The 26,019-nt window shown below is 70.8% G+C and carries 23 protein-coding genes; 17 read left to right on the forward strand and 6 right to left on the reverse strand.

Going from position 1 to position 26,019, the window contains the following annotated elements:
* Positions 1-31 precede the first annotated feature (31 nt).
* Positions 32-1,732, forward strand: a complete 1,701-nt coding sequence (locus AB0J74_RS08410; RefSeq protein ID WP_363446004.1) for an ABC transporter ATP-binding protein — start codon at positions 32-34, stop codon at positions 1,730-1,732.
* The gene (locus tag AB0J74_RS08415) at positions 1,729-3,528 is read left to right on the forward strand and encodes an ABC transporter ATP-binding protein (RefSeq protein ID WP_363446006.1); all 1,800 of its coding nucleotides are present in this window, start codon (positions 1,729-1,731) and stop codon (positions 3,526-3,528) included. The genes AB0J74_RS08410 and AB0J74_RS08415 overlap by 4 nt, the downstream gene beginning before the upstream one ends.
* Positions 3,529-3,538: 10 nt before the next feature.
* Here the strand turns inward: AB0J74_RS08415 and AB0J74_RS08420 are convergent, their stop codons facing one another.
* A complete protein-coding gene (locus AB0J74_RS08420) occupies positions 3,539-3,817 on the reverse strand; it encodes a DUF1707 domain-containing protein (RefSeq protein ID WP_363446008.1) in 279 nt (92 codons plus the stop codon).
* A gap of 236 nt (positions 3,818-4,053) precedes the next feature.
* Here AB0J74_RS08420 and AB0J74_RS08425 point away from each other — a divergent pair, with 236 nt between their 5' ends.
* The 3 genes from AB0J74_RS08425 (at position 4,054) to AB0J74_RS08435 (ending at position 7,349) form a co-directional block, all read left to right on the forward strand.
* Complete coding sequence (locus AB0J74_RS08425) at positions 4,054-5,160, forward strand: substrate-binding domain-containing protein (protein WP_363446010.1); 1,107 nt, start codon at positions 4,054-4,056, stop codon at positions 5,158-5,160.
* Positions 5,161-5,256: 96 nt separating this feature from the next.
* Positions 5,257-6,078: an ATP-binding cassette domain-containing protein gene (locus tag AB0J74_RS08430; RefSeq protein WP_363446011.1), complete on the forward strand. Its 822-nt coding sequence runs from the start codon at positions 5,257-5,259 to the stop codon at positions 6,076-6,078.
* Positions 6,075-7,349 (forward strand): ABC transporter permease, encoded by a 1,275-nt coding sequence (locus tag AB0J74_RS08435; RefSeq protein WP_363446013.1) that lies wholly within the window; start codon positions 6,075-6,077, stop codon positions 7,347-7,349. Before AB0J74_RS08430 ends, AB0J74_RS08435 begins: the two co-directional genes overlap by 4 nt.
* Positions 7,350-7,437: 88 nt before the next feature.
* Here AB0J74_RS08435 and ybaK read toward each other — a convergent pair whose 3' ends face one another.
* Complete coding sequence (ybaK, locus tag AB0J74_RS08440; RefSeq protein ID WP_363446014.1) at positions 7,438-7,923, reverse strand: Cys-tRNA(Pro) deacylase; 486 nt, start codon at positions 7,921-7,923, stop codon at positions 7,438-7,440.
* Between the two features lie 9 nt (positions 7,924-7,932).
* Positions 7,933-9,108: a methyltransferase domain-containing protein gene (locus tag AB0J74_RS08445; protein WP_363446016.1), complete on the reverse strand. Its 1,176-nt coding sequence runs from the start codon at positions 9,106-9,108 to the stop codon at positions 7,933-7,935.
* A gap of 208 nt (positions 9,109-9,316) precedes the next feature.
* Between AB0J74_RS08445 and groES the strand changes: the two genes are divergently transcribed.
* The 3 genes from groES (at position 9,317) to AB0J74_RS08460 (ending at position 13,020) form a co-directional block, all read left to right on the forward strand.
* On the forward strand, positions 9,317-9,631 hold the full coding sequence (groES, locus tag AB0J74_RS08450; RefSeq protein WP_203700089.1) for a co-chaperone GroES: 315 nt from the start codon (positions 9,317-9,319) through the stop codon (positions 9,629-9,631).
* Positions 9,632-9,707: 76 nt separating this feature from the next.
* Positions 9,708-11,345 carry a chaperonin GroEL gene (groL, locus tag AB0J74_RS08455; RefSeq protein ID WP_363446018.1) on the forward strand — a complete coding sequence of 546 codons (1,638 nt, stop codon included), beginning with the start codon at positions 9,708-9,710 and terminating at the stop codon, positions 11,343-11,345.
* Between the two features lie 121 nt (positions 11,346-11,466).
* Positions 11,467-13,020 (forward strand): molybdopterin-dependent oxidoreductase, encoded by a 1,554-nt coding sequence (locus AB0J74_RS08460; protein ID WP_363446019.1) that lies wholly within the window; start codon positions 11,467-11,469, stop codon positions 13,018-13,020.
* A gap of 46 nt (positions 13,021-13,066) precedes the next feature.
* On the opposite strand, the gene AB0J74_RS08465 is transcribed toward AB0J74_RS08460, so the two are convergent.
* The gene (locus AB0J74_RS08465; RefSeq protein ID WP_363446021.1) at positions 13,067-13,477 is read right to left on the reverse strand and encodes a WhiB family transcriptional regulator; all 411 of its coding nucleotides are present in this window, start codon (positions 13,475-13,477) and stop codon (positions 13,067-13,069) included.
* 215 nt (positions 13,478-13,692) lie between these two features.
* Between AB0J74_RS08465 and AB0J74_RS08470 the strand changes: the two genes are divergently transcribed.
* Entirely contained in the window at positions 13,693-14,517 is an 825-nt protein-coding gene (locus AB0J74_RS08470; protein WP_363446023.1) for a helix-turn-helix transcriptional regulator, read from the forward strand.
* A 55-nt stretch (positions 14,518-14,572) separates the two neighbouring features.
* Here AB0J74_RS08470 and AB0J74_RS08475 read toward each other — a convergent pair whose 3' ends face one another.
* Positions 14,573-14,998 (reverse strand): DUF5319 domain-containing protein, encoded by a 426-nt coding sequence (locus tag AB0J74_RS08475; protein ID WP_363446025.1) that lies wholly within the window; start codon positions 14,996-14,998, stop codon positions 14,573-14,575.
* 115 nt (positions 14,999-15,113) lie between these two features.
* On the opposite strand from AB0J74_RS08475, the gene guaB reads away from it, so the two are divergent.
* The 4 genes from guaB to AB0J74_RS08495 all read left to right on the forward strand — a co-directional run bounded on the left by guaB (position 15,114) and on the right by AB0J74_RS08495 (position 19,955).
* On the forward strand, positions 15,114-16,652 hold the full coding sequence (gene guaB / locus AB0J74_RS08480) for an IMP dehydrogenase (RefSeq protein ID WP_363446027.1): 1,539 nt from the start codon (positions 15,114-15,116) through the stop codon (positions 16,650-16,652).
* Between the two features lie 68 nt (positions 16,653-16,720).
* Complete coding sequence (locus AB0J74_RS08485; RefSeq protein ID WP_363446029.1) at positions 16,721-17,839, forward strand: GuaB3 family IMP dehydrogenase-related protein; 1,119 nt, start codon at positions 16,721-16,723, stop codon at positions 17,837-17,839.
* A 17-nt stretch (positions 17,840-17,856) separates the two neighbouring features.
* Complete coding sequence (locus tag AB0J74_RS08490) at positions 17,857-18,549, forward strand: TMEM175 family protein (protein ID WP_363446031.1); 693 nt, start codon at positions 17,857-17,859, stop codon at positions 18,547-18,549.
* Between the two features lie 2 nt (positions 18,550-18,551).
* Positions 18,552-19,955, forward strand: a complete 1,404-nt coding sequence (locus AB0J74_RS08495) for a M1 family metallopeptidase (protein ID WP_363446594.1) — start codon at positions 18,552-18,554, stop codon at positions 19,953-19,955.
* On the opposite strand, the gene AB0J74_RS08500 is transcribed toward AB0J74_RS08495, so the two are convergent.
* Positions 19,952-21,094: an LCP family protein gene (locus AB0J74_RS08500; protein ID WP_363446033.1), complete on the reverse strand. Its 1,143-nt coding sequence runs from the start codon at positions 21,092-21,094 to the stop codon at positions 19,952-19,954. The genes AB0J74_RS08495 and AB0J74_RS08500 overlap by 4 nt on opposite strands.
* A 61-nt stretch (positions 21,095-21,155) precedes the next feature.
* Here AB0J74_RS08500 and AB0J74_RS08505 point away from each other — a divergent pair, with 61 nt between their 5' ends.
* The 4 genes from AB0J74_RS08505 to AB0J74_RS08520 all read left to right on the forward strand — a co-directional run bounded on the left by AB0J74_RS08505 (position 21,156) and on the right by AB0J74_RS08520 (position 26,011).
* Complete coding sequence (locus AB0J74_RS08505) at positions 21,156-22,826, forward strand: GMC family oxidoreductase (protein WP_363446035.1); 1,671 nt, start codon at positions 21,156-21,158, stop codon at positions 22,824-22,826.
* Positions 22,827-22,904: 78 nt separating this feature from the next.
* Positions 22,905-23,585: a response regulator transcription factor gene (locus AB0J74_RS08510; RefSeq protein ID WP_363446037.1), complete on the forward strand. Its 681-nt coding sequence runs from the start codon at positions 22,905-22,907 to the stop codon at positions 23,583-23,585.
* Entirely contained in the window at positions 23,585-24,958 is a 1,374-nt protein-coding gene (locus tag AB0J74_RS08515; protein ID WP_363446038.1) for a HAMP domain-containing sensor histidine kinase, read from the forward strand. The genes AB0J74_RS08510 and AB0J74_RS08515 overlap by 1 nt, the downstream gene beginning before the upstream one ends.
* 45 nt (positions 24,959-25,003) lie before the next feature.
* Positions 25,004-26,011: a hypothetical protein gene (locus tag AB0J74_RS08520; RefSeq protein WP_363446040.1), complete on the forward strand. Its 1,008-nt coding sequence runs from the start codon at positions 25,004-25,006 to the stop codon at positions 26,009-26,011.
* Positions 26,012-26,019 lie beyond the last annotated feature (8 nt).

Below are 26,019 nucleotides of genomic sequence, written 5' to 3' on the forward strand. Positions count from 1 at the left end.
GGCGAAGTTGATCATTTAACTTCGTCCTGTTATGCGGCCCTTACCCGTCGGTGATCCCGGCGACCCCGACGTCCGGTCGGCCACCCGCTACCTGCTGTGGCTGGCGGCCCGCACCTGGCCGTCACTGACGGCCGCGATCGCCTTCGCCATCCTGTGGATGCTCAGCCAGGCGCTCATTCCGGCCACGGTCGGGCGGGCCATCGACGCCGGGCTCACCGCCCGCGACCCCGACAGCCTGCTGCGGTGGGGCGCGGTGCTGTTCGGCCTCGGCGTGGTCACCGGGGTGACCGGGATCCTGCGGCACCGGATGGCCGCGTTCAACTGGCTGGCCGCCGCCTACCGCACCGTCCAGCTGACCGTGCGCCAGGCCAACCGGGTCGGCGCCACGCTGCCCAAGCGACTCGCGACCGGCGAGGTGGTCAGCATCGGCACCTCCGACATCAACCACATCGGCGGCGCGCTCGACATCACCGCCCGGGCCGCCGGTTCGCTGGTCGCCGTGGTCGCCGTCGGCGTGATCCTGCTGCGCACCTCGGTGCCGCTGGGCCTGATCGTCGTGGTCGGCGTGCCGGTGATGATGCTGATCGCCACCGGGCTGATCAAGCCGCTGCAGCGGCGCCAGCAGGTCTACCGCGACCAGGAGGGCAAGCTGACCACCCGGGCCGGCGACATCGTCGCGGGCCTGCGGGTGCTGCGCGGCGTCGGCGGAGAATCGACCTTCGCCGGCCGCTACCGCACCGAGTCGCAGGAACTCCGGTCGGCCGGCGTGCGGGTCGCCCGGATCGAGTCGCTCCTCGCCGCGTCGGAGATCCTCCTGCCCGGCATGTTCCTGGTCCTGGTCACCTGGCTCGGCGCCCGGTTCGCCCTGCGCGGCGAGATCACCGCCGGCGAGTTGGTCGCCCTCTACGGCTACGCCGCGTTCCTGGTCAGCCCGCTGCGCCAGCTCACCGAGGCGATCGACCGGCTGACCCGCGGGCACGTCGCGGCCCGGCGGGTGGTGCGGATGTTCACGCTCGAGCCCGAGTTCACCTCGCCGGCCGCCCCGGTCACCGCGGCGCCCGGCGGGCCGCTGGTCGACGCCGAGTCCGGCCTGACCGTCCGGCCAGGCCGGTTCACCGCCGTCGCGGCCCGCGACCCCGTCGACGCGGCCGCGATCGCCGACCGGTTGGGCCGGTTCGCCGACGGCACGGTGACCCTGTCCGGCGTCTCCCTGGCCGACCTCGACCTGACCGCCGTGCGCGAGCGGATCCTGGTCGCCGACAACGACGCGCGGCTGTTCTCCGGGCCGCTGCGCACCGAACTCGACCCGCGCGGCGCGGGCGACGGCTCGATCGCGGCCGCCCTCGACACGGCCAGCGCCGTCGACGTCGTCGACGCGCTCCCGGCCGGCCTCGACACCGCCGTCGCCGAACGCGGCCGGGAGTTCTCCGGCGGCCAGCAGCAACGGCTGCGCCTGGCCCGGGCGCTGGTCGCCGACCCGGAGACGCTGGTGCTGGTCGAGCCGACCAGCGCGGTCGACGCACACACCGAAGCCCGGATCGCCGCCCGGCTCAGCGCCGCGCGGGCCGGCCGCACCACGGTCGTCTGCACCACCAGCCCCCTGGTGCTCGACCGGGCCGACGAGGTGGCCTTCGTCGCCGACGGCCGGGTGGCCGCCGTCGGCACCCACCGCGAGTTGCTGCGCCGCTCGCGCGCCTATGCCGCCACGGTCACCCGGGAGGAAGACCAATGAGCCAGCAACTCCCGGTGGCCGACGCGGCCGAGGTGCGGCAATACGCCCGCCGGCTGATGCGCCGGCATCCCGGCAGCCTGGCCCTCGCGCTGGGCCTGCACGGCCTGGCCGCCATCGCCGGCCTGGTCGCCCCTCGCCTGCTGGGCAACCTGGTCGAGGGCCTGTCGACCGGCACCACGACCCGCGCGGTCGACCAGATCGCGGTGGCCATCGCCGCCTTCGTGGTGACCCAGGCGGTGCTGACGCGGTTTGCCGCCTTCTGCTCGGCCCGGCTCGGCGAGCGGGTGCTGGCCGAGCTGCGCGAGGAGTTCGTCGACCGGATCCTGGCCATCCCACTGTCCACCGTGGAACGCGCCGGCACCGGCGACCTGCTCACCCGCACCTCGCGCGACGTCTCGGCGCTGTCGCACAGCGTGCGCTTCGCGGTGCCGGAGACGCTGATCGCCATCGTCACCGGGTGCTTCGTGGTCGGCGCCATCGTGCTCACCGGCCCGCTGCTGGCGTTGCCCTGCCTGATCGCGGTGCCGATGCTGTGGGCCGGCACCCGGTGGTACCTGCGCCGGGCACCCGCCGGCTACCTGCGGGAAAACGCCGCCTACTCCGACATCACCGACGGGATCAGCGAAACCGTCGAGGGTTCCCGCACCACCGAGGCGTTGCGGCTGCAGGACCGCCGCCGAGCCCGCACCGACGACGACATCCGCCGTTCCTACGCCGCCGAGCGCTACACGCTGATGCTGCGCACCGTCTGGTTCCCGGTGGTCGAGATCGGCTACGTGGTGCCGGTGGTGTCGACCCTGCTGATCGGCGGCTGGTTCTACCTCGAGGGCTGGGTGACGCTGGGCCAGGTGACCGCGGCGACGCTCTACGTGCAGGCGCTGGTCGACCCGATCGACCGGCTGCTGTCGTGGCTCGACGAGTTGCAGGTCGGCGGCGCGTCGCTGGCCCGCCTGCTCGGGGTCGCCGGCCGGTCGGCGCCGGCCACCGAAGCCGCGGCCGCCCCGCGCGGCGAGCGGCTGGTGGCCAGCGGCGTCCGATATGCCTATGTGGAGGGTCGCGACGTCCTGCACGGCATCGACCTGACCATCGAGCCGGGGGAGCGGCTGGCGATGGTCGGCCCGTCCGGCGCCGGCAAGTCGACGCTCGGCCGGCTGCTGGCCGGCATCCACGCGCCCACGGCCGGCACGGTCACCGTCGGCGGCGTCCCGCTGGCCTCGCTGCCGTTCGACGCGTTGCGGTCGCACGTCGCCCTGGTCACCCAGGAGCACCATGTGTTCATCGGCACCGTGCGCGACAACCTGGTGATGGCCCGGCCGGGTGCGACCGACGACGAGGTGCGCGCGGCGTTGTCGGCGGTCGACGCGCTCGACTGGGTCGAGGCGCTGCCCTCCAGTTTGGACACGGTGGTCGGCACCGGTGGCCAGACCGTGCCGCCGGCCCAGGCACAGCAACTGGCGCTGGCCCGCCTGGTGCTGGCCGACCCGCACACCCTGGTGCTCGACGAGGCGACCTCGCTGATCGACCCGCGGGCCGCCCGCCACCTGGAGCGGTCACTGGCCGCTGTGCTTCAGGGACGCACCGTCATCGCCATCGCACACCGGTTGTTCTCGGCGCACGACGCGGACCGGGTCGCGGTGGTCGTAGACGGGCGGATCACCGAACTCGGCTCGCACGACGAGTTGGTCGCCGCGGGCGGTTCCTACGCGGCCCTCTGGCGTTCGTGGCACGGCGACGAAGAGCCCCAGGCCGGTTCCGACCCCAAACGGCGCGAAAGTCCTTATTCGACAGTGGCGTAACTTGACGTCCCTATCGGGTCACGGCCATGTAGAGCGCAAGTAACAGCAAGGTCACGGCGGCGATTCCGAACATTGCAAGAAGGTCTCGGCGGACCGCGCCGGGCTTCTCCGGCAGCGCCGGAAGATCGCTGGTCACCCCGGCCAGATCGGCCAAAGTATCGGCGTTGTAGACCACGCCGACACGATCGGTGAACTCGTCAAGGGTGAGTCGGCCGACGGCGGTATGCCGTTGTAACAACTCGACTACGCGCTGTCGATCGGCGTCTGACGCACGAGTATCCAAAGTCAACCTATCCCCTCTCCGCGGGCGAAAGCGTACGCTCTGAGAGCGCTTTCTCGGCTCGCCCGAACGCATCGAAGCCGGTTCCAGTGCCGTGACCGGATCGTTACGGCAGCGTGTCGACCGCGCGAGGTTGGGCGGCAAATGCGCGAGTATTTTGTGTTTCGGATCGCTGGGTAGCGAAGGCCAACGACGCCACCCTGCCCACGTGGTCCGCTCAACGGCCATGAAGGAGTCAAAAGGTTATGCGTAACCGATTTCTGTCGGTCGCTGTCGCCACTATGGCGGTCGGCGCGCTGGCACTTGCGGGGTGTTCGTCAGACGACTCGGGCGGAGACAGTGGTGGCGGCACCGCCGCCAAGAAGGTCGGCGTGATCCTGCCCGACGCTTCCACGTCGCCGCGCTGGGAAGCCAACGACCGCCCGCTGCTGAAGGCCGCGTTTGACGGCGCGGGCATTCAGGCCGACATCCAGAACGCCGACGGCGACAAGGCCAAGTTCGGCACCCTCTGCGACAGCATGATCACCTCGGGCGTCAACGTCCTGCTGATCGTCAACCTCGACTCTGACTCCGGCAGCGCCTGCCTGAAGAAGGCCCAGGGCGCCGGCATCAAGACGATCGACTACGACCGCCTGACCCTGGGTGGCGAGGCGTCCTACTACGTCTCCTTCGACAACGTGCAGGTCGGCAAGCTGATGGGCGAGGGCCTGACCAAGTGCCTGACCGACGCCAAGAAGACCAAGGCCAACATCGTTCAGATCAACGGTGACCCGACCGACAACAACGCCGCGCTGTTCAAGCAGGGCTACGTCGAGGCGCTGAAGCCGAAGGTGGACAGCGGCGACTACAAGATAGTCGGTGACCAGACCGGTAACTGGGACGCCACGATCGCGGGCACCGCGTTCGAGCAGCTCTACACCCAGAACGGCGGCAAGGTTGACGGCGTCATCTCCGCCAACGACACCATGGCCCAGGGCATCATCGCCCGCCTGACCGCCAACGGCCTCAACGGCAAGGTCCCGGTCACCGGCCAGGACGCCAGCAAGGAAGGCCTGCAGGCCATCCTCTCCGGCAACCAGTGCATGACCGTTTACAAGGCCATCAAGAAGGAGGCGGACGCCGCCTCCAAGCTGGCCATCGCGCTGATCAACGGCGAGACCCCGGGCAGCGACCTGGTCAACGGCTCGGTCAAGGACACCGTCCTCAACAAGGACGTCCCCTCGGCGCTCGCGACCCCGCAGGCCATCTTCAAGGACTCCGTCAAGGACGTCATCGCCGACGGCTTCTGGAAGGCCAGCGACATCTGCACCGGCCAGTACGCCGCGCTCTGCACTTCGGCAGGCGTTAGCTAATTGACGCGGAGGGCCCGGCAGGCACGTCCTGCCGGGCCTTCTGGGCGCTTAAGGCCACGGTTACCGCCGGGCCGGGAAACAACTAGTGAGGTGACCATGACGGTGCCGGAGGGTGCTGCGGGGGCGGCGACGGCGACGGAGGATGCCGCGCCGCTGCTGTCGCTGCGCGGGATCAACAAGAGCTTCGGTGCGGTCCACGTCCTGCAAGACGTGGACTTCGATGCATATGCGGGACAGGTGACGGCGCTCGTCGGCGACAACGGCGCGGGCAAGAGCACTTTGATCAAGGGGGTCGCCGGCAGTCAGCCGTTCGACTCCGGGGAATACGTCTTCGACGGCCAGCAGGTCACGGTGACGAATCCCAAGCACGCCAACGATCTCGGCATCGAGGTCGTCTACCAGGACCTGGCGCTCTGCGACAACCTGGACATCGTCGACAACCTGTTCCTCGGCCGCGAGGTCACGAAGAACGGCATCCTCGACGAAGCGACGATGGAACGGCGGGCCCAGGAGACCCTGGCCGGCCTGTCGGTCCGCACGGTGAAGTCGATCCGTCAGGTGGTCGCCAGCCTCTCCGGTGGCCAGCGCCAGACGGTGGCGATCGCCCGTGCGGTCATCTGGAACTCCAAGCTCGTGGTGCTCGACGAGCCGACCGCCGCCCTCGGCGTCGCGCAGACCGAGCAGGTGCTGCGGCTGGTGCGCCAGCTGGCCGACAACGGCCTCGCGGTCGTGCTGATCAGCCACAACCTCAACGACGTGTTCCAGGTCGCCGACCGCATCTCGGTCCTCTACCTGGGGCGCATGGCGGCCCAGATGAAGACGAAGGACGTGAAGAGCAACCAGGTCGTCGAGGTCATCACGACCGGCCGCTCCGACGCCATCGGCGGCATCACCAACGGAAACGGGGAGTTGAAATGAGCACCCCGACCAAGGTCGAGACGACCGAAGAAGCCCACGAGCAGTCGACCGCGCCGGCCAACCCGATCGTCGGTGCGATCGGCAACTGGTGGGCCAAGGTTCGCGGCGGTGACGCGGGTTCGCTGCCCGCGGTGCTCGGCATCATCGCCCTGGTGATCGTGTTCGCCGCGCTGCGGCCCAACACGTTCACCAACGCGTTCAACTTCGCCAACCTGATCCACCAGGCGGCGGCCGTCATCGTGATCGCGATGGGTCTGGTCTTCGTCCTGCTGCTCGGCGAGATCGACCTGTCCGCCGGTTACACGGCCGGCACGGCCGCTGCCGTGATGGGCGTGGTGGTCACCCGCTGGGGCTGGTCCTGGCCGCTGGGCCTTTTGGCCTGTCTGATCACCGGCGCCGTGGTGGGCCTGGTGATCGGTCTGCTGGTGGCCAAGTTGGGCATCCCGTCGTTCGTGGTGACGCTGGCGGCGTTCCTCGCGCTGCAAGGCGTGCTGCTCAAGCTGATCGGCGAGGGTGGCACCATCGCCATCCGCGACGAGACGCTGCGGGCGATCAACAACAACGACATGCCGATCTGGCTGGGCTGGGCGTTGTTCGCGTTGGTGGTCGGCGGATACGCCCTGATCGCGCTGCGCCGCGGCGCGAAGCGACGGGCCGGCGGCCTGACCTACGAGTCGATCCAGGTGACCCTCGCCAAAATCATCTCGTTGGCGGTGCTGCTCGGCCTGGTCACCTATTGGCTGAGCACCGAGCGCAGCCGCAACGCGGCCGTGACGTCGATCAAGGGCGTCCCGATCGTGGTGGCGGTCCTGCTGGTGCTGCTGGTCGGCCTGACCTTCCTGCTCACCAAGACGTCGTTCGGCCGACACGTCTACGCGGTCGGCGGCAACGCCGAGGCGGCCCGGCGCGCCGGCATCAACGTGGGGCTGGTCAAGCTGGCCTGCTTCATGATCGCCTCGACGTTGGCCGCGGTCGGCGGCATCATGCTCGCCAGCCGTGACAACTCCATCTCGCCGTCAACGGGCGGCGCGTCCACCCTGCTCTACGCGGTGGGTGCGGCCGTCATCGGCGGCACCAGCCTCTTCGGCGGCAAGGGCCGGATCGTCGACGCCATCCTGGGTGGCTTCGTGATCGCGATCATCATCAACGGCATGGGCCTGCTCAACCAGCCCTCCAGCGTCGTCTACATGGTGACCGGCCTGGTCCTCCTGGTGGCGGCAAGCGTCGACGCGATCTCGCGGCGCCGCGCCCGGTCCACCGGCCGGGTCTAGCCGGACGCACGACACGGGCCCGGCGGCTGCGGCTGCCGGGCCCGCGCTCGTCGACAAGGGCCCCTTCCTATACGCAAGGCGCCCTTCCTCAGCTGGTGGCGATCGGTGCGACGGCGGCGTCGGTGAGGTGCACGAGGTCGGCCGGCGAGAGTTCGAGTTGGAGGCCGCGTTTGCCGGCCGACACGAAGATGGTCTCGAACGCCAGCGCCGAGTCGTCGAGCACGACCGGCAGCCGCGAGCGCTGCCCGAGCGGCGAGATGCCGCCGGTGACATAGCCGGTCGCGCGTTCGGCCGCCGCGGGCTCGGCCATCATCGCCCGTTTGGCGCCCAGCGTCGCGGCCAGCGCCTTCAGGTCGAGCGACCGGGCCACCGGGACGATGCCGACGCCGAGTTGGCCGTCGACGGTCGCGACCAGCGTCTTGAAAACCCTCGGCGGGTCGATGCGGAGCGCCGCCGCGACCGCCTCGCCGTACGCGGGCGTCTTCGGGTCGACGTCGTAGGGGTGCGTGGTGAACGGGACCTTCTCGCGGGTCAGCACCACGGTTGCGGGCGTTCCCCGGGCTGGCTTGGCCACCCCTTGAGGCTATCGGGCCACCGGTTGGGCCAGGACGGCTACCTGCGCACCGGCCACCCGGGTCAGCAACAGCGAGGTCGAGGCGCTGCCGGACAGCCGCAGGTCGCGGCGGAACCTGGCTGGATCCAGGGCGGAGCCGCGCTTGAGGATCTCGACCGTGCCCACGTCGCGGGCCCGCAGTTCGGCGCGCAACCGCTTGAGCGAGAACGGCAGCACGTCGGTCACCGCGAAACAGCGGCCGAACGTGGTCGGCGCGGCCTCCGAAGCCCACACGTAGGCGATCGTCGGGTCACCCAGCCGGCCGTCGACCGTCGCCGCGAACTCGGCGACCAGCCCGGCCCGGACCACCGCGCCGTCCGGGTCGTAGAGGTAGTCGCCGACCGGGCCGACCGGCGCGGCGACCGTCCCGGAACCGGTCAGCTCGGCCGCGACGCCGGCCCGCAGCACGGTCGCCCGGCGCGGCACCGCCGCCAGCGCGCCGCACCACAGGGTCGCCTCGACCACCTCCCGGTCGACGCTGACCAACTCGGTCTCGGCGCCGACCGGCGCCAGCGCGTGGTCGAACCCGGGTGCGACCTTGACCGCGAGCCGCTCGGTCCGCTCCGCCAGCCCGGCCACGAAGTCCCACGACGGCGAATAGGCCGACGGGTCGAACACCCGGCGGCCACCGGTCGACCGGCGGGCCGGGTCGCAGAACACCGCGTCGAAACCGCCGGTGTCGAAGCCGGTCGCGTCGCCGCGTACCACCCGGAAGCGGTCGGCGACCCCGGCCGCCTCGGCGTTCGCGGCGGCGACCGCCGCGGTGGTCGCGTCGATCTCGACACCGACCACCTCGATACCCGCCCGAGCGGCCGCGATCGCGTCGGCGCCGATGCCGCAGCCGAGGTCGGCCAGGGTGCGCACGCCGGCCGCGACCAGCCGCCGGGCCCGCCGCCCGGCCACCACGGCACGGGTCGCCTGCTCCAGCCCGGCACGGGTGAAGAACATCTCGGCGGCGTCCGGGCCGAACTTGCCGGCCGCCTGGCGGCGCAGGGCCGCCTGGGTGAGCGCGGCGGCGGCCAGTTCGGGCGGGACGCCCGCGGAACGCAGCGCGGCCGCCGCGGCCAGCGGGTCGCCGCCGGCCAGGTCGGTCGCGGCGGTGAGCGCCGCGACACCGGCGGGGGTACGCAGGGCAGGCAGGTCCACGGACCCATTCTTCCGTGGCGGCTCGCTGGCACTCTCCTTGACGGAGTGCTAGTCGCGGCATAACCTGCGATTAGCACTCTCGGTCTGAGGGTGCCAACAACGCCAGGCAGGCCCGGCACCCGCGACGACGGACCCGCCCTGGTGGCATGAGGCAAATTGGCGCCGGCCGGAAAGTCGGCCGGCTACGAACCTGATACCCCAGGAGGGTATGCCCGTGACTACCGCGACCAAGGTTGCGATCAAGCCTCTCGAGGACCGGATTCTCGTCCAGGCCAACGAGGCTGAGACGACCACGGCGTCGGGCATCGTGATCCCCGACACCGCCAAGGAGAAGCCGCAAGAGGGCACCGTCATCGCCGTCGGCCCCGGCCGGGTCGACGACAACGGCAACCGCGTTCCGGTTGACGTCAAGGTCGGCGACACGGTGATCTACTCGAAGTACGGCGGCACCGAGGTCAAGTACGCCGGCGAGGAGTACCTGGTGCTCTCCGCCCGCGACGTCCTCGCGGTCATCGAGAAGTAACTGATCAAGCTGAAGTGCGCGATGCCCCGGACCGGTTCTTCCCGGGCCGGGGCATCGTGTCTGTGAAGGGACTTAAATGGCGAAGATCCTGAGCTTCTCGGACGACGCCCGGCACCTTCTCGAGCACGGCGTCAACGCCCTCGCGGACACGGTCAAGGTCACTCTCGGCCCCCGCGGGCGCAACGTCGTCCTCGACAAGAAGTTCGGCGCTCCGACGATCACCAACGATGGTGTGACCATCGCCAAGGAGATCGAGCTCACCAACCCCTACGAGAACCTGGGTGCCCAGCTCGTCAAGGAGGTGGCGACCAAGACCAACGACGTGGCTGGTGACGGCACCACCACCGCGACGGTCCTGGCCCAGGCAATGGTCCGCGAGGGCCTGCGCAACGTCGCCGCGGGCGCCAGCCCGAGCGACCTCAAGCGCGGCATCGACGCTGCCGCCAACGCCATTTCCGAGGCGCTGCTCGGCAAGGCCGCCGATGTCGACACCAAGGGCTCCATCGCCAACGTCGCCACCATCTCGGCGCAGGACGCCACCATCGGCGAACTGATCTCCGAGGCGATGGAGCGGGTCGGCCGTGACGGTGTCATCACCGTCGAGGAAGGCTCGACCCTGGCGACCGAGCTGGAGATCACCGAGGGCCTGCAGTTCGACAAGGGCTACATCTCCCCGCACTTCGTGACCGACGCGGAGTCGCAGGAGGCCGTCCTCGACGAGCCCTACATCCTGATCACCACGCAGAAGATCTCAGCCGTCGAAGAGCTGCTCCCGCTGCTCGAGAAGGTCGTGCAGGCCGGCAAGCCGCTGCTGCTGATCGCCGAAGACGTCGAGGGCCAGGCCCTCGCGACGCTGGCGGTCAACGCGGTGCGCAAGACGCTGAAGATCGCCGCCGTCAAGGCGCCGGGCTTCGGCGACCGCCGCAAGCAGATGCTGCAGGACATCGCGATCCTGACCGGCGGCGAGGTGATCGCCCCCGAGCTTGGCTACAAGCTCGACCAGGTCGGCCTCGACCAGCTCGGTTCGGCCCGCCGGATCGTCATCGACAAGGACAACACCACCGTCGTCGACGGCGCCGGCAACGCGACCGAGGTCGCCGAGCGCGTCTCGCAGCTCCGCAAGGAGATCGAGGCCTCCGACTCCGACTGGGACAAGGAGAAGCTCGCCGAGCGGCTCGCCAAGCTGTCCGGCGGCATCGCGGTGATCAAGGCCGGCGGCGCCACCGAGGTGGAGCTCAAGGAGCGCAAGCACCGCATCGAAGACGCCATCGCCGCGACCAAGGCCGCGGTCGAAGAGGGCACCGTCCCCGGTGGCGGCGCCGCTCTCGTGCAGGTCGCGTCGGTGCTCGACGGCGACCTGGGCCTGACCGGCGACCAGAAGACCGGTGTCTCGATCGTCCGCAAGGCGCTCAACGAGCCGCTGCGCTGGATCGCCGAGAACGCCGGCCACGACGGCTACGTCGTCGTCGAGAAGGTGCGCGAGCTGGCCTGGGGCAACGGCCTCAACGCGGCCGACGACACCTTCGTCGACCTGGCCAAGGCCGGCATCATCGACCCGGTGAAGGTGACCCGCAACGCGGTCCTCAACGCCGCGTCGATCGCCGGGCTGCTGCTCACCACCGAGAGCCTGGTGGTCGAGAAGCCGGAGAAGGCGCAGCCCGCCGAGGGCGGCAACGGGCACGGCCACGGGCACCAGCACGGCCCGGGCTTCTGAGCCTGAGCCAGCAACGAAAACAAGATCCGCGCGGCCCCCGGGCCGCGCGGATCTTGTCGTTTCATTACGTTCACCGCCTCCCGTTACCGGTTCACGGCCGGCAGGGATCACACTTGCTGCCGTGACGAGGAAGTCGTGGAAGTTCGGCGCGCTCGCCGGGGTCGCGGCCGCCGCCGTCGCCCTCGGTCTCGCCGAGGTGGTCGCCGTCGTGACCGGGTCGCGCAGCGCCCCGCTGGTCGCGGTCGGCGGTGTGGTCGTCGACCACGTGCCAGAGACGCTCAAGCAGTTCGCGATCACCATGTTCGGCGTCCACGACAAGACCGCCCTGCTGGTCGGCACCGCCGTGCTGCTCGTGCTGTTCGCCGCCGTGATCGGGGCGTTGTCGGTGCGCTGGCTCGCGGTCGGCTTCGCCGGCATCGGGCTGTTCGCGGCCGTCGGTGTCGCCGCCGCGCTGACCCGCCCGAACGCCGGCCCCTCGGCGGCCCTGCCCGCGTTGCTCGGCGCGGCCGCGGCCGGCGGCACACTCTGGTTGCTGGTGGTCGGCCCGCTGGCCCCGGCCGAGGTGACCGAACTGGTCGCGCCCTCGGTGCACGAGGAGGAAGAGGCGGTCGAGGGGCGGCGCCGGTTCCTGCGCGGCGGCGCGTTGATCATCCTGGGTGCCGTCGCGGTCGGGTTCGCCGGCCGACTGCTGTCGACCCGGCGCAGCGTCGCGACCGCCAGGGCCGAGGTGAAACTGCCTGCCCCGGCCACGCCCGGGCCCGAGGTGCCGGCCGGTGCCGACCTGCGGCTGCCCGATCTCTCCGCGTACGTGACGCCCAACGACGAGTTCTACCGGATCGACACCGCGCTGGTGGTGCCGCAGGTCGATCCGGCGGGGTGGAAGCTGCGGATCCACGGCCGGGTCCGCAACGAGATCGAGCTGACCTACGCCGACCTGCTGGCCCGGCCGATGATCGAGCGCTACGTCACCCTCGCCTGCGTGTCCAACGAGGTCGGTGGCGACCTGATCGGCAACGCGCGCTGGCTCGGCGTACCCCTGAAACCGCTGCTGGACCAGGCGCAGCCGCTCGACGGCGCGGACCAGGTGGTGGGCCGGTCGGCCGACGGGTGGACCTGCGGCACGCCGACGGCGGTGTTGCGCGACGGCCGCGACGCGATGCTCGCCATCGGCATGAACGGCGCTCCGCTGCCGATCGAACACGGATTTCCCGTACGCGTGGTCGTGCCGGGTCTGTATGGCTATGTCTCGGCGACCAAGTGGGTGGTCGAACTCGAGGTGACCAGCTTCGCCGACTACGACGCCTACTGGGTGCCGCGCGGCTGGTCGCAGGAGGGTCCGATCAAGACCGAGTCCCGGATCGACACACCGCGCGGCCGCACCGCGCTCCGCGCCGGCCCGGTCACCGTGGCCGGCGTGGCCTGGGCACAGCACCGCGGCATCGCCAAGGTCGAGGTGCAGGTCGACAACGAGCCCTGGCAGGAGGCGATGCTCGCCCGCGCCGTCTCCGACGACACCTGGGTCCAGTGGTCGTGGACGTGGGAGGCGACCGGCGGAGATCACGTGCTGCGGGTGCGGGCCACCGACAAGACCGGCGAGACACAGACCTCGCAGCCGGCCGACGTGCTGCCCGACGGCGCGACCGGCTATCACAACGTGGCGGTCACCGTCGGATGAACGGCGGTCCGGGACCCGTCGGGGTCCCGGACCGCAAGAAGGTTGGTCAGCTGGCGCGGCGCTGGAGCGGCGCGGGGGTGGGCCGGACCGCGGCCGGGACCGCTGACTTGTGTGGCCGGCCGAGTCGCGCCTCGAGGCGCTCGACGTCGACCGTGGTCTGCCGGCGATCGGCCAGGTCTTCCCAGCCGGTGGCCAGCAGGCGGAGCCGTTCGGATTCGCTGAAGCCGCCCCAGACGCCATAGGGCTCGCGCACCGAGAGGGCGTGCGCGGCGCACTGCGCGCGCACGGGACAGGTGCCGCATACCGACTTGGCCTTCATCTCGCGCCGGTTGCGGGACGAGCCGCGTTCCCCGTCGGGATGGAAGAACTGGGCACTGTCGCGACCCCGGCACGCGCCTAGCCGCTGCCAATCCCAACGCTCGTCGATGGGCCCGGGCAGCCTGCGTACGTTGGACATCGGCACCCCTCCTTTCGCGCGCGCCTCCGCGCCGTTCTGGACTAGCGGTGTCACTACCCCGAGCGCTGTCCACTCACACGTGCCTGATCGATTCGTTGCGCGCACCTACCACCTCGGCGTGGCGAACTGTCCGGAACTTTCCTGTTCTTTCAGCTGAAACGCCGTAATGATCTCAGTGCTCCGTGGTCCTCTTCTATGAGGAGAGGAGGACCACCGTGCGAACTGTCCTCGTTTGCGTTCGGACATCGCAGGCCGCTCAGAACGTCAATGCGGCCGCGGCCCGGCTCGGAGTAGCCGGCGCCGTGCGAACTGCGGTATCCGAGCCCGAGGTATTGCTCCGTCTAGCCGAGCGTCCCGCCGATGTGGTGCTCGCGGACACAGCTGTGACCAGACCGGACACTGTGGGATTCACCCAGCGGGTGCTGGGTCGGGCCCCGGGCGCGACGATCGTGCTCTTCGGGTCGGAAGACCCGCGGATCGCGGCCGCCGCGGTCAACGCCGGAGCCCGGGCCCTGATCCAGGGCGGTGACCAGGACCTGGTCAGCGTCGTGGCCAAGGCAGTGCTGCTGCTCTGCGTCGCCGGCCGGGTGCCGGCCGCAGTCGGCGGTCTCGCCGGCGCCGCCGCCGGCCGCAACGCCGGGCCGATGCGGATGCAGGCCGGTGTGGGGGCCGGACACCCCCAGATCGGGCTGGCCGAGTCGACGTCGGCTGTCGTCCCGGTGCAGCGCGGCGACGCGGGTCCCGGCATGGACATCCGTGACAACGCCGAGGAAGGGCGTTATTTCGGCGGCCAGGGCGACCCGGTCAACCGCTACGGCGGGCGCGAGGAGCCGGTTGCCCGGCGCGCCGCGCTCACCGAACGGGAACTCCAGGTGCTCCGCGGCATGGCCGACGGGAAGAGCAACGCCGAGATCGGGCGCGAGCTCTTCGTGTCGGAAGACACCGTGAAGACCCACGCCCGGCGGCTGTTCCGGAAACTGGGCGCGCGTGACCGCGCGCACGCCGTGGCCGCGGGCTTCCGGTCAGGCCTCGTGGCCTGACACACGCGACCGACCGGCCCCCACCCCTCTCCTTGGGCCGGTCAGCGTGCGGCGATCATGATCCCGAGCTGTCCGGCTTGCCGGGCAGCTCGGGATCGTCGGCTTCATCCGCCAGGGTGTCGTGCACGCCGTCGGCGTAGCCCTTGGCGTATTCCCAGGTCACATAGTGATCGGGATCAGGGTCGTAGGCCGGCTCGTGCACCCGGGGCCGACCGGAGCTCAGCAGGTGACGCAGGTTGCCGCGGAGCAGGTCCCAGTCGAAATAGTGGGGTTCGTGGCAGTCCTCACACTCGATGACCAGCCCACGAATCCCGACCGGGCCCAGCAGGGCCTGATAAACCTCGAGGTCGGCAAGGTCCTCGAGCACGTCCTGCCGCTCGACCTCGGTCAACGGGTCGAGGGTCGGGTCGTCGTCGCCCGCGTCGTCGGAGAGCCCCGCGGAGGGGTCGTCCTTGAACGGATCGATGGGCTCGTCGTTCACCCTCCCACCGTAGTCGTTTTCGGGCCTGTCGCGCCTGCCCAGAGCGGGGCCGCGCCGGCCGGTCCGCGCGCTCGCGCGGGTAACATGACGTATCGCGCCGCTGAGGGGACTAACCATGGACAACAAGCCCGTCAACGACCTGCCGGTCGGCACCTTCGAGGACCCCGGGGCCGGCCCCGCGGCGACCGTGCCGCTCGGTCTCACGTTCGACGACGTCCTCCTCCAACCGGGTGAGAGTGACGTGGTGCCGAGCCAGGTCGACACCGCGACCCAGCTCACCCGCAACGTGCGTCTCGGCATTCCACTCATGTCCAGCGCGATGGACACGGTGACCGAGGCGCGGATGGCGATCGCGATGGCCCGCAACGGCGGCATCGGCGTGCTGCACCGCAACCTGTCGATGGAAGACCAGGCGCTGCAGGTCGACCTCGTCAAGCGGTCCGAGGCCGGGATGATCACCAACCCGGTCACCTGCAGCCCCGACGACACCGTTCGTGACGTCGACGCCCTTTGCGGTCGCTACCGCATCTCCGGTGTCCCCGTGGTCGACAACGGCGGCGCGCTGGTCGGCATAGTGACCAACCGCGATATGCGTTTCGTCACCAACGGCAACACCCCGGTGCACGAGATCATGACCCGGATGCCGCTGGTCACCGCCGGCGTCGGGGTGACCAAGGACGAGGCCCTCGGGCTGCTGCGCCAGCACAAGATCGAGAAGCTGCCGCTGGTCGACGAGAGCGGCCGGCTGCGCGGCCTGATCACGGTTAAGGACTTCACCAAGAGCGAGCAGTTCCCCAACGCGACCAAAGACGACGCCGGCCGGCTGCGGGTCGCCGCCGCCGTCGGCGTGGGCGACGAGGCCTACAAGCGGGCCCGGCTGCTGATCGACGCCGGCGTCGACGTGCTGATGGTCGACAGCTCACACGGGCACAGCCGCAACGTGCTGGAGATGGTCGCCCGGCTCAAGCGGGAGACCCAGGTCGAGGTCGTCGGCGGCAACGTCGCGACCTACGCCGGCGCCAAGGCGCACGTCGACGCCGGCGCCGACGCGGTCAAGGTCGGCATCGGCCCCGGCGCGATCTGCACCACCCGGGTCGTCGCCGGCGTCGGCGTGCCGCAGATCACCGCCATCATGGAGGCGACCCGAGCGGCCCGCCCGGCCGGCGTGCCGGTCATCGCCGACGGCGGCATCCAGTTCTCCGGCGACATCGCCAAGGCCATCGTGGCCGGCGCCCACTCGGTGATGCTGGGCAGCCTGCTGGCCGGCTGCGAAGAGAGCCCGGGTGAGCTGATCTTCGTCAACGGCAAGCAGTTCAAGTCCTACCGGGGGATGGGCTCGCTGGGCGCGATGCAGTCGCGCGGGCAGGCCCGCTCCTACTCCAAGGACCGCTACTTCCAGGACGATGTGTTCAGCGAAGACAAGCTGGTGCCCGAGGGCGTCGAGGGCCAGGTGCCCTACCGCGGCCCGCTGTCGCAGGTGGCACACCAGCTCATCGGCGGCCTGCGGGCCGCGATGGGCTACGTCGGGGCGCCCGACATCACCGGTATGCACCGGCGCGGCCAGCTCATCCGGATCACCGCGGCCGGGCTGAAGGAGAGCCACCCGCACGACATCCAGATGACCGTCGAGGCCCCTAACTACCACTCCCGATGACCGGAAGAAGTCGGGATGCGGCAGCATCCAGGCTTCTGAGGACCTAAATCGACAGAGGAGTTCCACCAGTGCGTGACGTGGTCGAGATCGGCATGGGAAAGACCGCGTTGCGCGGCTATCACCTTGACGACATCGCGATCGTGCCGAGCCGCCGCACCCGTGACGTCGACGACGTGTCGACCGCGTGGCAGCTCGACGCGTACCCCTTCAAGATCCCCTGTGTCGGGCACCCGAGTGACGCCACCATGAGCCCCGCGTCCGCGGTGGCGCTGGGCCAGCTCGGTGGGCTGGGCGTGCTCAACGTCGAGGGCCTGTGGACCCGCTACGAAGACCCGCGCAAGATCCTCGACGAGCTGGCCGCCCTCGACGAGGAAGCGCCGGCCACCCGCCGGCTGCAGGAGGTCTACGCCGAGCCGATCCGCCCCGAGCTGATCGCCGAGCGGGTCCGCGAGATCCGCGAGGGCGGCGTCACGGTGGCCGTCCGGGTCTCGCCGCAGCACACCCTCGCGCTGGCCCCGGTGATCCTCGACGCCGGCGTCGACATACTGGTCATCCAGGGCACGCTGGTCTCCGCCGAGCACGTGTCGACCACCGACGAGCCCCTCAACCTCAAAGAGTTCATCGCCGACCTCGACCTCCCGGTCATCGTCGGCGGCTGCACCGACTACAAGACCGCGCTGCACCTGATGCGCACCGGCGCGGCCGGCGTGATCGTCGGGGTTGGTGCCGACGAGTGGTCGACCACCGACACCGTGCTCGGCATCCGGGTGCCGATGGCCACCGCGATCGCCGACGCGGCCGCGGCCCGCCGCGACTACCTCGACGAGACCGGCGGCCGCTACGTGCACCTGATCGCCGACGGCGACGTGCAGACCTCCGGCGACATCGCCAAGGCGCTGGGCTGCGGCGCCGACGCGGTGATGCTGGGCGAGTCGCTGACCCAGGCGGAAGAGGCGCCGGCCAACGGTGCCTGGTGGCACTCGGTCGCCAGCCACCCGAAGTTGCCGCGCGGCGCGTTCGGTGTGGCCGGCCCGCCGCTGGGCAGCCTCGAGCAGCTCCTCTACGGCCCCGCCGACGACCCCGACGGGCAGCTCAACCTGTTCGGCGGCCTCAAGCGCGCGATGGCCAAGTGCGGCTACCGGGACCTCAAGGAGTTCCAGAAGGTCGGCCTGGTTATCGACAGGTAGGGCCCATACTGGGCCTTATGTCCGAACCGGCGCCGGACGAGTTGGCGGCATTACGGGAGCAGCGCGGTCGGAGCCTCGACCGCGCGCTCTCGTTCAGCGACGCCGTCATGTCGATCGCGCTGACCCTGCTCGTGCTGCCGCTGGTCGACATCGCCACCGACAACCCCGCCGAGTCCATCCTCGACCAGCTCGACCGCTCCGGGCCGCAGGTGCTCGGCTTCCTGGTCTCGTTCCTGGTGATCTCGCAGTTCTGGGGAGCCCACCGGCGGCTCTGGGACCACCTGGGCGACTACGACGAGCGGCTGCTCGCGATCAACACGTTCTGGCTGTTGCTGGTCGTGTTCCTGCCGTACCCGACCGCCCGGCTCTTCGCCGAGGACGCGACACATCCCGACTCGGCGATCTTCTACCTGCTGGTGCTCTTCGGCGTCAGCGCGCTGATGCTGGCCGAAGCCTGGTATGTCGCCCGCCATCCGTGGCTGCGGCGCAGCGGTGACCGCCGCTCGCTGCGCGACCAGATCCGCCCGGCGGCCGGCACCACCGCGGTCTTCGCGCTCGCCATCGTGCTCGCGTTGATCAGCCGCAGCGCCGGCCTGTATTCGCTGCTCCTGCTGCTCGTGGTGCAGCGGTTCACCACGCAGAAGGACCAGCCGCTCGGCCAGCCGCGGCCTGACACCCAGTCGATACCCCGGAAGAATAGGCTCCCGTGATGATGATCAGGCGATCGGCGGTCGCTGTCCTGGCGGTCCTGACCATCGGTGGCGCGGCCGCCTGCACGGGGTCGAGCAACGCCGGCGAGGGGTTCGCTCCCGGCGCCGACGGCGTCGGCGACCCCTACTTCCCGACCTACGGCAACGGCGGCTACGACGTCTCGGGCTACGCCCTGACGCTGCGCTACGACCCGGGGACCGACAAGCTCGAGGGCACCGCGAAGATCACGGCGACGGCGACCCAGAACCTGTCCCGGTTCAACCTGGACTACCGCGGCCCGGAGATCTCCGCCGTCACCGTCGACGGTGCGACCGTCGAGAGCCGGCGCGAGGCCGACGAGTTGGTCGTCACCCCGAAGACGGGGCTGCCCAAGGGCAACACCTTCACCACGGTGGTGACCTACGGCGGTGTGCCGCAGCCGATCACCAGTCCCGAACTCGGCACCGGCGGCTGGCTGTCGACGCCCAAGGGCGCGATCGCGCTCGGCCAGCCCGAGTCGGCGAGCAGTTGGTACCCGGTCAACGACCACCCGAGCGACAAGGCCACCTGGGCGCTGGAGATGACCGTACCGACCGGCATCTCGGTGCTGAGCAACGGCGTGCAGGGCGAGAAGACCAACAAGGACGGGTGGACCACCTGGCGGTGGGCCGAGTCGGAGCCGATGGCCAGCTATCTGTCCACGGTGGTGATCGGTGACTACCGGGTCAGCACCGGCACACACAACGGCAAGCCGCTGGTCACCGCGGTCGACAACACGCTGCCGCGCGACGGCAACGCCGACCAGGCGATGGCCCGCACCGGCGAGGTCGTCGACTTCCTGGAGACCCAGTTCGGCCCATACCCGTTCGACGCGTACGGCGGAATCGTGGTCGACGACTCCCGCATCCGCTATGCCCTGGAAACCCAGTCCCGCCCGATCTACGGCGACGCCTTCTTCACGTCGTCGGCCAGTGAGTGGGTGGTCGCGCACGAGTTGGCACACCAGTGGTTCGGCGACAGCGTGTCGGTCGCGCAGTGGAAGGACATCTGGCTCAACGAGGGCTTCGCGACCTACGCCGAGTGGCTGTGGACCGAGCACGAGGGTGGGACGTCCGTGCAGTCCGCGTTCGACCGGCAGTACGAGGGCATGAACTGGGCGGAACCGGCGTACGACCCGGGCCGGGCCGGGCTGTTCGGCAACGGCGTCTACACCCGCGGCGGGCTGACCGTGCACGCGCTGCGGCTCCAGGTCGGCGACGACGCCTTCTTCCGGATCCTCAAGGAGTGGACGACCCAGAAGCGCAACGCGTCGGCGACCACCGACGACTTCATCGCGCTGGCCGAGCGGGTGTCCGGCAAGCCGCTGCGCGAGTTCCTGATGAGCTGGCTGACCTCGAAGACCGCTCCGCCCAAGCCGGGCTCCTAGCGCTTGACCGCCAGCGTCGGGTGGGCCTTGAGGTAGGCGTCGGCCTTGCCGGCCCGCAGTTGGGTGATGAAGCCGCGGCCGACCGAGGTGAGCTGCTCGCCCTGATAGCCGCCGCCGGAGCCGACGCCGCTGCCCGGCAGCGAGACCAGCTTGAGGTTGGCCGGGGTCAGCTTGCTCAGCGCGAACACGAAGTCGATCGCGGTGCGCTCGCCGGCGATCACGTCGACCGACCTGCCCAGCGCCTTGAGCAGCCGGTTCAGCGCGTCGGCGTCGGTCGGCAGACCGCTGGACAGCGCCTTGGCCAGGATCGCCTTGATCAGCTGTTGCTGGTGGCGCTGGCGGGCGTAGTCGCCGCCGGCCGTGTAGCGCTGGCGGGCGTAGTCGATCGCCTGCCAGCCGACGAAGTGCCGGTTGCCGGGGTTGTAGGTCGCCTGCGGTCCGATGTAGTCGCCGCCGCTCAGCGTGCGCGCCTTGCCGTTGGGTTGGCGGTGCTTGGACACCACCTTCTGGTCGACGTACATGTCGACGCCGCCGAGTTCGTCGACGAGCTTCTGGAAGCCGCCGAAGTTGAGGATCGCGCCGGCCTGGAACGTCTTGATCCCGGTGTACCTACTGACCGTCTGGCTGAGCAGCTGATAGCCCTGCGCCGCCGAGGGCTTGGCCGTGCCGCGCTTGCTGCCGTAGCTCATCGCGTGGGTGAGCTTGGTGCGCCCGCCGCCGTAGCCCGACTTCGGGAACTTCGGGATGTCGACGACCAGGTCGCGCGGCAGCGAGAACAGGTAGCCGCTGTCGAGGCCCTTGTTGACGTGGAGGATCAGCACCGCGTCGGCGTGCGGCTCCCAGCCGGGCACGGCGACCCGGGTGTCGACGCCGACGAGCAGCAGGTCGAGCGGGCCGCGGATGTCGGCGCCGGGTTGGACCGTGGGGCTCGGGGTCGGCGTCGGAGCCGCCGCTGCCGTCGTCGGAGCCGGGCCGTTTGCCACCGGCGCCGGCTTCGGGTCGTCGTCTCCGGCGGTCACCGCGAACACCGCGCCGCCGATGAGCAGGACCGCGATCACCGCCGCGGCGATCACGATCACGGGCTTGCGCCCGGGGAGCCGCTGCCAGATGCCGCGTACGTCATTACCCGCGCCAGTCACGCCGAAATGATGACGGAAGTTCGCGATGGCGCAATAGCTACCGGCCGGTAATGATGAGGGCATGGGTTACGACGTGGTCGTCATCGGCTCCGGGTTCGGTGGCAGCGTCGCGGCGTTACGCCTGGTGGAGAAGGGCTATTCGGTGCTCGTGCTGGAAGCCGGGCGGCGGTTCGCCGACGACGAGTTGCCGGCGACCTCCTGGCGGCTGCGCCGCTTCCTCTGGGCGCCCAAGCTCGGCTGCTTCGGCATCCAGCGGCTGCGCGTGCTGCGCCCGGCCGCCCGCGGCGGGCCCGGCGACAAGGTGCTGGTGCTCTCCGGCGCGGGTGTCGGCGGCGGCTCGCTGGTCTACGCCAACACGCTCTACGAGCCGCTGCCGGAGTTCTACGCCGACCCGCAGTGGCAGGGGATCGCCGACTGGCGGGCCGAACTCGCGCCCCACTTCGACCAGGCCAAGCGGATGCTGGGCGTCGCCACCTACCCGAAGACGACCGCTGCCGACCGGGCGATGCGCGCGGTGGCGAGCCGGATGGGAGTCGGCGACACGTTCCACCCGACTCCGGTCGGCATCCATTTCGGACGGCCGGGGGAGACGGTCGACGATCCCTACTTCGGCGGGGCCGGGCCGGCCCGCACCGGCTGCCTGCACTGCGGCGCCTGCATGACCGGCTGCCGGCACGGTGCGAAGAACAGCCTGGTGAAAAACTATCTCTATCTGGCCGAGCGACTGGGCGCGTCGGTTCGGCCGCTGACCACCGTCACCGCGGTGCGGCCCGCGGCGGGCGGTGGGTACGTCGTCTCGACGGCGCGGACCGGTCGCTGGTTCGGTGGCCGGGCGACCGTGCACGCCGACCAGGTGGTGTTCGCGGCCGGGGCGCTCGGGACCGTCGAGTTGCTGCACCGGATGCGCGCCGCGGGCGCACTGCCGGCGCTGTCGGCCCGGCTCGGCGCGCTGACCCGGACCAACTCGGAGTCGATCCTTGGCGCGACGGTGCCGGGCCGGTCGGCGGTCGACTACTCCGAGGGCGCAGCGATCACCAGTTCTTTTCACCCGGATTCGCGTACGCACGTCGAACCGGTCCGCTACGGGCACGGCTCCAACGCGATGGGCCTGCTCCAGTCGGCTCTGGTCGACGGCGGGCCGCGTCGGGTCCGGCGGCTGCTGGGCACGCTGGTCTCGTCGCCGCTGACCTACCTGCGCGCGCTGTCGGTGCGCGACTGGTCCCGGCGCACGGTGATCGCACTGGTGATGCAGTCGGTCGACAACTCGCTGACGCTCGGCTGGCGGCGCGGCCGGCTGGTCAGCATGCCCGGGCACGGCGCGCCGAACCCGACCTGGATCCCGGCCGGCAACACGGCCGCCCGTTTGCTCGCCGAGGAGATCGGCGGGGTGCCTGGCGGGTCGCTGACCGAGGCCTTCGACATCCCGCTGACCGCGCACATCCTGGGCGGCGCGGCGATCGGAGCGGCGCCGGCTTCGGGGGTCATCGACGGCTATCAACGGGTGTACGGGCATCCGGGCCTGCACGTCGTCGACGGCGCGGCGGTGCCGGCGAACCTCGGGGTCAACCCGTCACTGACGATCACCGCGCTGGCCGAGCGGGCGTTGTCGTTCTGGCCCAACAAGGGTGCGGCGGATTCGCGGCCGCCTCTGGGCACGCCGTATGAACCGGTCGACCGGGTCTGGCCGGTGCGGCCCGCGGTGCCAACGGCCGCGCCCGGAGCCCTGCGCTAGCTGATCACCCCTTGCTGTGCACCCTTGTGGGCAGCGCTCGGCCCATGCCCGTGGCGGTCCTGCGCTAGCGTGCCGGCCATGGCGGCGCGGGTGCTCGTGGTCGAAGACGACGCACGGGTCGCGGCGGCGCTGCGGCGGTCGCTGGAATACGCCGGCCACCGTGTCGCGCTTGCCGCTGACGGACCGACCGGGCTGGCGTCGGCGATCCGGGACGCCCCCGACCTCGTCGTGCTCGACGTCAACCTGCCGGGGCTCGACGGGTTCGGGGTCTGCCGGGCGCTGCGCGCGGCCGGCGGCGCGGCCTTGGTGCTGATGCTGACCGCGCGGGACGCGACCGGCGACCGGGTCGACGGGCTCGACGCCGGGGCGGACGACTACCTGGTCAAGCCGTTCGCGCACGAGGAGTTGCTGGCCCGGGTGCGCGCGTTGCTGCGCCGGGCACCGGCGGCGCCGGCGGGCGGCGTACTGCGGATGGCCGATCTTGTTCTTGACCCCGGTGCGCGTGAGGTGCTGCGCGGTGTCCGGCCGGTCTCGCTGACCGCCCTGGAGTTCGACCTGCTGGCGCATCTGATGCGGCATCCGCGGCAGGTGCTGAGCCGGCCGCAGTTGCTGGCCGCGGTCTGGGGCGGTGAGCCGGTGGCCAGCAACGTGGTCGACGTCTACATCGGATACCTGCGGTCGAAGCTTGAGGCCTGCGGCGAGTCGCGGCTGGTGCACACCGTGCGCGGGGTGGGCTACGTGTTGCGGAGCGGCGGCTGATGTCGCTGTCGATCCGGGCCCGGGTGACGTTGTTCGGGGCCGTCGTGGTCGCGGTGATCTACACGGTGATCGCGGTGCTGGTCTACGCGCTGCTCTCCTACGGCTTCGCCGAAGACCAGGACACGCTGCTGGCGAGCCGGACCACCGCGGCGGTCTCGGCGCTGGCCGCGGTGCCGGCCGCCGATCTCGGTCCGCGGACGCCGCTGATGTCGATCGACGCGGTGGCCACCGGTGAGGCCGTGGTGGTGGTGCTCGACGACGCCGGTGTGGTGCTTTCCGCGACCGGGCACATCGGAGACGGGCCGCCGGCCGTGCCGCCGTCGTTGCTGGCGGACGCGGCGCGCTCCGGGTCGGCCGTTTCCACGGTGCCGGTTGCCGGGATTACCACTCGGGTGCGGGTGGTGCCGTGGGCAAGAACGGATCTCGGGCGCTCCGGGTACGTCGTCGCGGCGCAGCCCATCCGGGCGATCCAGGTGCAGCGGCAGGGGATGATCGGGGTTCTCGGTGCCGTCGGGTTCGTCGGGTTGGTGGCGGCGTTCGCGGCGACCTGGTTCGCCGTCGGGCGGGCGCTGCTGCCGTTGCGGACGCTGGCGTCGCTGGCCGACTCGGTGGGTGGGTCGGCCGATCTGACGCGCCGGTTGCCGGCGGTGCGGCAACGGGATGACCTGGGGCGGCTGACTGTCAGCTTCAACACGATGATGGGCCGGCTGGAGGCGGCGTACCGGCGGACCGAGTCGGCGCTGGCCGCGCAACGGCGGTTCACGGCGGACGCTTCGCACGAGTTGCGTACGCCGTTGACCACTATTCGGGGCAACGTGGGGTTTCTGCGGGCGCATCCTTCGGCGCTTTCGTCGGACCGGGATGCGGCGCTTGACGACCTGGAGGCGGAGAGCGGGCGGATGGCGCGGCTGCTCGACGATCTGCTCCTGCTGGCCCGGTCGGACGGCGGGGTGTCGCTGGTGGCGGCCCCGGTGGACCTCTTCACGGTGGCCTCGTCGGTGTGCGTCGCGGCCGGGGTTTCGTGTGCCGGCTCACCGGTCGTGGTGTCGGGTGACGCCGACGCCCTGCGGCGGTTGGTGTGGATTCTGGTCTCGAACGCGCTGGGGCACGGCCGGGGCGCGGTGTCCGTCGTCGTCTCCGACTCGGCCGGGTCGGCCACGTTGGTGGTGTCGGACGAGGGTCCGGGGGTGCCGGCGGAGTTGGCCGAGGCGGTGTTCGGCCGGTTCTTCCGGGCCGACCCGGCGCGCGGGCCCGCTGGTGGCGTGGGGCTGGGTCTCGCGATCGCCCGGTCGATCGTGACGGCGCACGGCGGCACGATCGGCGTCTCCGGTGCGGTCTTCACGGTGACGCTGCCGCTCTCATCGAACTCTTAATCGCGCCTTACCGCCGGCTCACGGTGGTACACCAGGCTTGCTGGCATGCGTCGCTTCTGGCCTGTGCTCGTGCTGTTGGTGCTCGCCCCGTGGGTGGGCGAATACCTGTTGGGCAACGTCCCGATCCAGCGGTTGCCGTTCCTGCCGGTGCTGATCCCGCTCTACGGCTGCGGCGCGCTGCTGGCCCGCGAGATCGCCCGGCACACCGGCCGGGGCTGGCCGACGATCTTCCTGCTGGCGATGGCCTACGGGGTGATCGAGGCCGGCCTGGTCGACCAGTCGCTGTTCAACACCACGTTCGAAGGGCTCGACCAGCGCGGCGTGACGCCCGTGCCCTGGCTGGGGGTGAGCGCCTACAACGCGGCGGCGTTCCTGGTCGGCCACACGGTGTGGAGCATCGGGGTGCCGATCGCCCTGGTCGAGCTGTGGTTCCCGGCCCGCCGCGGATCGCCCTGGCTGGGCCGGTTCGGCCTGTCGGTCACGTTCGTCTTCTACCTGCTGGGCTGCTGGCTCATCTTCAAGGAACTGCGCGACCAGGAGAGCTTCCTGGCCGCGCCGCACCAACTCGTGGTGGCCGCGGTGACCGCGATCGTGCTGATCGCCCTGGGGTTCCTGGTGCCCCGGCGGCGTGCGGTCGTCGTGGCCGCCGCGGGCTGGCTACCCATGCCGTGGTTGGTCGCGGCGGTGACGTTCGTTACGGCGGGCCTGCACGTGCTGGTCCCGGAGAGCTGGCCCGGCTTCTGGTTCGACGTCGCGATCGTCTCCGCGTCGGCCGTCGCGGTGGCCTGGCTGGCCCGGCGTCCCGGCTGGTCCGACCGCCACCGGTTGGCGTTGCTGGCGGGCGCTCTGCTGACCTATGCCTGGTTGGGGTTCATCCTCACCCTGCTCTACGGGCCCGGCGACGCGGTGCGGTGGGCCGGCAACGGGGTCTTCGCCGTGACGGCGGTGCTGTTGCTGCTGGTCACCCGCCGGGTCGTCGGCCGCCGCGAGGTGGCTTCCCCCGGGCTCGGCGAGGGGGTGAGCGCGGTGGGGGCCGGCCAACACGGTCGGTAAACTCCGGA

The organism is Asanoa sp. NPDC049573 (genome assembly GCF_040676615.1).
In the GTDB taxonomy this organism is placed as follows: Bacteria; Actinomycetota; Actinomycetes; order Mycobacteriales; family Micromonosporaceae; genus Asanoa.